The sequence below is a fragment of the Streptomyces sp. NPDC004667 genome (genome assembly GCF_040609475.1).
Taxonomy (GTDB): Bacteria; Actinomycetota; Actinomycetes; order Streptomycetales; family Streptomycetaceae; genus Streptomyces.
In genome coordinates, this window is record NZ_JBEXKC010000180.1 from 1 (window position 1) to 5,107 (window position 5,107).

General features: G+C 72.1%; 2 protein-coding genes and 1 pseudogene. 2 read left to right on the top strand and 1 reads right to left on the bottom strand.

Translation table 11 applies throughout. The features are described from left to right. Positions 1–354 precede the first annotated feature (354 nt). Positions 355–468 (top strand): annotated as a pseudogene (locus ABZW32_RS38625) (LuxR C-terminal-related transcriptional regulator); the annotation flags it as partial. A gap of 108 nt (positions 469–576) precedes the next feature. On the opposite strand, the gene ABZW32_RS38630 reads toward ABZW32_RS38625, so the two are convergent. Next, positions 577–2,160: an FAD-dependent oxidoreductase gene (locus ABZW32_RS38630; protein ID WP_356225437.1), complete on the bottom strand. Its 1,584-nt coding sequence runs from the start codon at positions 2,158–2,160 to the stop codon at positions 577–579. A 255-nt stretch (positions 2,161–2,415) separates the two neighbouring features. Between ABZW32_RS38630 and ABZW32_RS38635 the strand changes: the two genes are divergently transcribed. Then, on the top strand, positions 2,416–4,908 hold the full coding sequence (locus ABZW32_RS38635) for a SpoIIE family protein phosphatase (RefSeq protein WP_356225439.1): 2,493 nt from the start codon (positions 2,416–2,418) through the stop codon (positions 4,906–4,908). Positions 4,909–5,107 lie beyond the last annotated feature (199 nt).

Sequence of the window (5,107 nt, forward strand, 5' to 3'; positions counted from 1 at the left end):
CCGAAACAGGTAGGAGCAGCGGTGCGTTTGCCCGGCCCGGAGTGAGCCGAGGGCCCCACTCTCGACCCGCCGCCCGCCCGGCTGCAGCCCTCACCAAGACCGGTTACCAGAAGCAGACATTTCCGTCACGGTCGCCTGCACACCACACACAAATCCAGCCGCCGCGACCCTGACAACCGCTGCTCACTACACCCACCCGCCCGACTCGGCGGCACGGCGGTCCGTGCGCACCGGCGCACCACCCGGCGCACAGACGAAACCCACCACCCAAGCGGAGTAGTACATTCCGTAACAGCCGTTCGCCCTATTTCTTCGCACACCCGCATTCAATCCGCACATGCCTACGAGATTTACCTGTCGCGGCTCACGGAGCACGAACGCGAGGTACTCGCGATGACGGCCCAGGGGTACGGCAACTCCGAGATCGCCGATCGCCTGGTCGTCACCGGACGGGCCGTGCACAAGCACGCCCCGCAGCGAGCCGCCCCGGACGGCAGTCGGTCGGGGGTGAGGCCGTGAACGGGGCCGATCGGCGGTGCCGCGGCAAAGCCGCAGGTGCGGTCGGCCCCGTGGCGGTCACTGCCGGGCGGCACCTGCGCCCAGGGGTACGGATTCCCCGTGGGCGCCGGCGGTGTGTCCTGTCGCGGCCGGGCCGCCGAACCAACGGCTCGCGGCCTGCTCGAAGGCCTCCCGATCGCAGTGGCGGTCACCGGCCCAGGCGACCACGCCATCGGGTCGCACCAGTACGGCACCCGTGCCGAGGTCGTTCACCGCCGCCCCGGCCGCGTAGCGTATCCGGCCCTCCCAGCCCGTCGCCGAACCGTGCAGGCGGCGGTCGGTGCTGAAATCGAGCACGACGCCGCGTCCGTCCTCCATGAGGTCCCCCAGGCGCGTGCCGTCGTCGAGGCAGAAGTCGGGGGCACTGCGGCCGACCAGTGGATGTTCGCTGCCGAGGTCGTAGCGGATCCACGATCCCGACAGCCGCTCGAACACGTAGGTCGCTCCGTCAGGGGTGGCGATGAGATCGCGAACCACGGCCTGGATGGCGTGGGCGAACGGGTCCGGCCTCATGGTCGCCACCTGGGCGCGCGACCAGTCGAGCACTGCCGCACCGATCGGGTGGCGCTCGTCGGCGTAGGTGTCGAGAAGCCCGTCCGGCGCGTGCCCGTGCACGGTCGCCGCAAGCTTCCACCCCAGGTTCACTGCGTCGCCGATGCCGGTGTTCAGCCCCTGGCCTCCCAGGGGGGAGTGGATGTGGGCGGCGTCGCCCGCGAGCAGGACGCGTTCGCGGCGGTAGGCCGTGGTCTGCATCGCCCGGTCGGTGAAGCTCGAAGCGAGGTGGAGCTCGCCGATGGTCACGTCGGTGCCGGACACGCGGCGCAGGACCGCCTGGAGGTGGTCGCGCGTCGGCGGCTGCGAGCGATCGAACGCGCCGCCGTCGAAGTCCATCATGGCGGTGTACCCGTTGGCGGGCATCCGGATGTACATGCCCGTCGGCGTCAGATGGAACCCCGGACGCAGTTTCTCCGGGTCGACGAGGGTGGATTGCATGGTGTAGCCGGTGAACTGCGGTTCGGTACCGACGAATTCGAAGCCCGCGAGCCTGCGCACCGTGCTGCGTCCGCCGTCGCAGCCGACGAGCCAGCGCGCCTCGTGGGCGTCCGCGCCGGCTTGTGCGACCACGCTCTCGCCGTTCTGGGAGACGGCCGTCACGGTGACGCCGCGCCTGATGTCCACGCCGAGCTTGGACGCCTGCTCGGACAGCACCGTCTCGACCGCTTCGAGGTCCGTCATCACCGATTCCGGTGCCGAGCCGGGAAGCCGGAACGGCAGGGCGGCGACGTCGACCCGGTCCCCGTCGAGCATCATGCCGGCGAAGTGGCCGCCGAGCCGGGGGCGTGAGGGCGCTCCCTCTTCGGGGGCCGCACCGAACACCTCCTGGACGCCCGACGCCGCCATCAGCGGTTCCAGCATCCCGCGCCGATAGAACGTCTCGACCGACGCGGCGGACAGCCCGCGCCGGCCGAGCGGGGCCGCCCGTAACGCGGAACCGAGCGTCGGTTCCCGTTCGAGCACCAGTACGGAACAGCCCGCGAGGCCGAGCTCGCAGGCGAGAGCCAGACCCACCGGACCGGCTCCCACGATCATCACGTCGTACATGAGGGATCCCCTCTTCGAACTCCGAGCCGGATGAGTACCCGGCAGGACCTCTCGAAGGGTGTCAGCCGCCGCCGATACCGCACCGACGTCCCCGACAAGCCACCGACACCACCGGCTCGGCGGCCCACTCACCCCTGGTCAGGACGGCCGCCACCCCCTCGGTGTCCGCGTGGGCCGCGCTCTGCGAGCGGCGCGTCACCCTGGGTCGTCGCAGCCGCCGGGCTGACCCGCTCCGGACCCGCGCACACTGGAAGCATGCACGGAATGGCCGTCGGCGAGACGGCGGAGCGTGAGGACCTGCTCGCTGCAGCCGTCGTCGAAGCCGTCGAAGGAACCAGGGCCTACGCCGGGAGCATCTTCCTCCGCTCCCGCGACCGCCGGTCGGTCGTGCTCGCCGCGACGTGCGGGGTGCCGCCCTCCCTGCTCGGTGGCTGGCGCCTCATTCCGGTGAACAGTCCGATCCCGATCGCCGCGGCGTACAGCTCCGGGCGCACCGTCCACCTGGCCAACGCGGAAGAGACGATGCGCCGCTATCCCCAGCTCGCGGTGGCCCTCCCGTACGCCTTCGGCTCCTGCTCCGTGCCGGTGGGCGCGGGTGGGGAGAGCTTCGGATCCCTGGCGATCGTCTGGGCGGCGCCCCCCGGCAGCGAAGGGCTCTCCAAGGCCCAGCGGCGCCATCTGCGGAGCGTCGCCAAGCGGCTCGGCGACTCCCTGTCGGCGCTGCGCGCCCGTAGCGGCGAGCCCGTGGAATGCGCCCCGGGAACGATCGCCGTCGAGACCCCGGCTCCCTCGGCGGCGGCCGTGCGGGTAGGCGTGTTCCAGTGGGACCTTTCCTCCGGCGACTTCATCGTGGACGACGAGCTCTGCGCGATCTTCGGTCTCGACCCGCGCGCTTTCGACGGACGGGCCGAGACGCTCGCTTCCCGCCTCCACCCCGGCGATCGTGCCGCTTTCCGGTCCTGCGCCCGAGAGGCGGTCGCACAAGGCCGGACCACCGGCAGACGCCTGCGGTTGCGGGACCACGAGCACGGCGGCGAGGGGTACCGCACCGTCGAGTTGTGGGGCCGCGTACCGGAGGCCGACGGCATGCGGCCACGTACCCACCTGGTCGGCGCGGTCGTGGACGCGCGCGCGGGCCAGATGGCCGTCGCGGCGGTCGAGCGGCTGCGGGACGGACTGTTCTCCCTCGCCCCCGACGGCCGGGTCACCTACGTCAACGACAGCGCCCTGCGGCTGTTGGGGGTCGCAGGCGACGCATTGCTGGGCCGTTTCCTCTGGGACGTACTGCCGTGGCTGTCCGATCCCGACATCGAGTACCGGCACCGGTCCGCGATGATCTCCCAGGCGCCGGCCTCCTTCGTGGCCTGCCGCTCACCCGACCGGTGGCTCGCCTTCTCCCTCCACCCGGAGGCGGACGGAGTGACCGCGCGGGTCGTGCCCGCCGGTCGGTCGACCCCGGCAGCGACCCCGGCAGCGACACCGGCAGCGACCCCGTCCGCCTCCCCGTCCGAGGCGGCGACCGCCACCGCACCGGCGCGTCTGGGCGTCATGTACCACGTCCTGCAGCTGGGCAGCGCGCTGACCGAGGCGGTCACCGCCCGCCAGGTCTGCGAAGTCGTCGCCGACCAGCTCCTGCCCGCCTTCGGAGGCCAGCGGCTGGCGATCCATGTGGTCCGCGACGGAACGATGCACCTTCTCTTCCACACCGGCGGCCACGACGACTTCCTCGAATGGCTGGAGGGGGTGCCGCTGCACGCCCGCCTGCCCGGCACGGAGACCCTGACGTCCGGCACTCCCCTCTTCATCGAGTCGCAGCAGGCTCTTTCCCGGGGCTACCCGGGCATTCCCACGGACGAGGTGAGTTCCTGGGCGTACCTGCCGCTGATCGCCTCCAGCCACCCCGTCGGCACCTGCGTCCTCGGCTTCGACGAGATCCATCCCTTCACGGAGAAGGACCGCGGCGTCCTGACCGCTCTCGCCGGGCTGATCGCCCAGGCTCTGGAACGGGCGCGGCTCTACGACTCGGAGTTCGCCCTCGCGCGCGGCCTGCAGCAGGCGCTCCTGCCGCACCGGCTCCCGACCGTCCCGGGGATCCATACCGTGGTGCGCTATCTGCCCGGCACCAGCGGAATGGACATCGGCGGCGACTGGTACGACGTCATCCCGACCGACGGTGGGGTCTCCCTCGTCATCGGAGACGTGGAGGGGCACAGCATCGCCGCCGCGGCCACCATGGCCCAGTTGCGCAGCGCGGTACGGGCCTTCGCGGCCGTGGGGCACACGCCCGGCGATGCGATGGCGGGCGTCAACCGAACCCTGTGCGACCTCGATCCCGGGCTGTTGGCCAGCTGCTGCCACATCCACCTCGAAGCGCACGGCCACCACGCCCTCGCCGTCACCGCCGGCCACCCCCCACCTCTGCTCCGCAGTCCCGACGGATCGACCGGTGCCCTCGAACTGGACATCGGACCGGTCCTCGGCGTGGAGCGCGCGAGCACCTACCCCGAAACCCGGATCGCCCTCCCGCCGGGGTCCGTCCTCGCCCTCTACACCGACGGCCTGGTGGAGGAACCCGGAACCGACATCGACGTGGGCATCGACCGCCTGCGGGCGTCCCTGGCGCACGCCCGTGCCGGCTCGCTGGACGAACTCGCCGACCGGCTTCTGCACAACGCCCGTGGCTCCTCCTACCGGGCCGACGACATCGCCCTGATGCTCACCGCGATCCGGTCACCGCGTCCTGGCTGACGCGACGGGCTGGTCGGACCGCCACCGGTCCCGCGGTGATGCCCGCGGACACCGACGGGGCGGTGCCCGTTGCGCTGCGGGCGGCCCGCGCGGGTCCGGCGCCCGGCTGGCGCGCGCCGGCGAACGGCGGTTTCGTGGTGGCATGGGCGTGTGTGCCGATACGGCGGCATCGACCGCCGGACCGCGCCCTCGCCGTGAC

Bases quoted from the DNA above. Each gene is read 5' to 3' on its own strand.
- ABZW32_RS38635 (WP_356225439.1), top strand. From the start codon at position 2,416: ATGCACGGAATGGCCGTCGGCGAGACGGCGGAGCGTGAGGACCTGCTC.
- ABZW32_RS38630 (WP_356225437.1), bottom strand. From the start codon at position 2,160: ATGTACGACGTGATGATCGTGGGAGCCGGTCCGGTGGGTCTGGCTCTC.